Origin of the sequence: Flavobacterium sp. LS1R10 (genome assembly GCF_003968825.1) — a bacterium.
GTDB lineage: Bacteria > Bacteroidota > Bacteroidia > Flavobacteriales > Flavobacteriaceae > Flavobacterium.
The window spans coordinates 1-1,861 of record NZ_RYDH01000013.1; the positions used below are offsets into that span (position 1 = coordinate 1).

The 1,861-nt window shown below is 30.0% G+C and carries 3 protein-coding genes; 2 read left to right on the forward strand and 1 reads right to left on the reverse strand.

Translation table 11 applies throughout. The features are described 5' to 3' along the window. Positions 1-239: 239 nt before the first annotated feature. Positions 240-536: a hypothetical protein gene (locus EKL96_RS14140; protein WP_126463480.1), complete on the reverse strand. Its 297-nt coding sequence runs from the start codon at positions 534-536 to the stop codon at positions 240-242. A 465-nt stretch (positions 537-1,001) separates the two neighbouring features. On the opposite strand from EKL96_RS14140, the gene EKL96_RS14145 reads away from it, so the two are divergent. After that, complete coding sequence (locus EKL96_RS14145; RefSeq protein ID WP_126463482.1) at positions 1,002-1,214, forward strand: helix-turn-helix domain-containing protein; 213 nt, start codon at positions 1,002-1,004, stop codon at positions 1,212-1,214. Between the two features lie 15 nt (positions 1,215-1,229). Then, on the forward strand, positions 1,230-1,799 hold the full coding sequence (dptF, locus tag EKL96_RS14150) for a DNA phosphorothioation-dependent restriction protein DptF (protein ID WP_126463484.1): 570 nt from the start codon (positions 1,230-1,232) through the stop codon (positions 1,797-1,799). The last annotated feature ends 62 nt before the right edge of the window (positions 1,800-1,861 follow it).

Here is a 1,861-nt window from a genome sequence, read left to right on the forward strand (position 1 = left end):
GTTTTTTCGTTGCCATTTTTTAAAATGTTTGTTATTCTGAACAAAAATAGCCTTTATGTTTTAAATAGCAAACATTTATTTTTTATTTCTTATTTGTTATGATAATAAAGTAATGACAAAAAGTGGCTTTATATTCATCCGAAAGAAGTGTTACTGTTTAAAAAGATACCGCTACAGTTTAGGATAGCTTGAAATAAGTATATAAAACCTCTTTTGAGAACTTTATCAAGTTGTTCTTCCTATTCTGGAATAACCGAAATCATGTCTTTGTAAATGAGTTTGGCTTCTTCACCCAACTCCAGCACAAAGTCATAATTAGAATTGCTGTCGTTTTGCAAATTGTATAAAGTACTAAAAATGCCGCTTTCGTTTTTGGTAATTGTTCCTAAAGCAATAAAATTATGACCGTTTTCTCCTTTACTGTACTCTCCATATTCAACATTGCTGTTGAGCCTAGTAGCAATATCATTGGCCAGTTTATCTAAGCTGGATACGTCTAAATTATGTTTACTGATAATTTTTGCTTCTTCATTCATGACTATAGTGTCTATTTTTTTCTGTTTTACAAAATTACACAAGTCCAATTCTATTTGGTGTTAAATGATTCAAAATAGTTATGAACGGATTTTTTGTGTTTTGTTTTTGCAAAGAAAAAATACACTCTCCAATGGCAAGTCTGAAGAGATCGTTATTGTATATTAATTGGATTGGAAACAGAATGCAATTCCGCACGAACGTATCCTGTTTACTGACCCGATTTGCAAATGCTAATACTTGTTTTATAAGGAAAGTAGGCACTCGTTACAAACTATCGCAAGTGGGGATTGTAAGTTTGGTAAAGAAATTTTGTTTTTAGAAGATTTCGTTGCATGTTTTGATAAACATCAAGAATATATACTTGTAAGAATCTATTTCATAAAAATACCCCATAAACTTTAAATAACAGTAGAAGTAGACAGTCGTCTATTGTACAATCGTCTACTAAACCACACCTTCGTGATATGGAAGATATTAAAGTTAAATTTGGACAACGTGTTAAAGAATTGAGATTAGCCAAGGGTTATTCACAAGAAAAGTTAGCAGAGATTTCTGATTTAGATAGAACTTATATTCCAGGTATTGAAGCTGGAAAAAGAAATGTTTCCTTGATGGTAGTTGAAAAAATTGCGAAAGCTTTCAATATTACAATCTCTGAACTTTTAAATCAAATTTAAAAACAACATTGCAGAATGACTACAAACCCATTACTTGAAGAGTTAAAAAAACTAAGAGAGTCATCGAAGTATGCTGTTGCGCAGGGTACATCTTCAAATTTAAACGGATTTAAAAAGTATTTGCATATAGAAAGAGATGTAGAGAAGAAATTAAAAAATATTATTAGTAAAGCAAGTGAGAGTGATAAAGCACAATTATTGCTTGTTTGTGGTAATGTTGGTGATGGTAAATCTCATATACTCTCTCATTTGCATGATGAGCTGAAAAGTATCATCAGCCAATTTACAATCCACAATGACGCAACAGAATCTCACAATCCCAATGAATCTTCGAACGAAACATTATATAAATTATTGCAGGGATTTAAAGATGATAAAATAGGTGCTTCAAAAGATAAAATCATACTAGCGATCAATTTAGGTACATTAAGCAAGTTTATTGAAGAGTATGGTGATGAATTTAAAATTTTAAAGGAATATATTTCTACCAATAAAATATTAGATACTGATTTAATTCATAACGATGAATATGATAACAAGAGTAATTTCCATCACGTAAATTTTACAGGATGGATATGCAAATAAAAACTGCACATTAAGTTAAGCTACATTTTTGTAATTAATTTGATTGTTAAATTCTTCAATAG

What these genes read in the sequence shown, in the direction of transcription:
- EKL96_RS14140 (WP_126463480.1), bottom strand. Translation starts at nt 536, where the DNA reads ATGAATGAAGAAGCAAAAATTATCAGTAAACATAATTTAGACGTATCC.
- EKL96_RS14145 (WP_126463482.1), top strand. Translation starts at nt 1,002, where the DNA reads ATGGAAGATATTAAAGTTAAATTTGGACAACGTGTTAAAGAATTGAGA.
- dptF (WP_126463484.1), top strand. Translation starts at nt 1,230, where the DNA reads ATGACTACAAACCCATTACTTGAAGAGTTAAAAAAACTAAGAGAGTCA.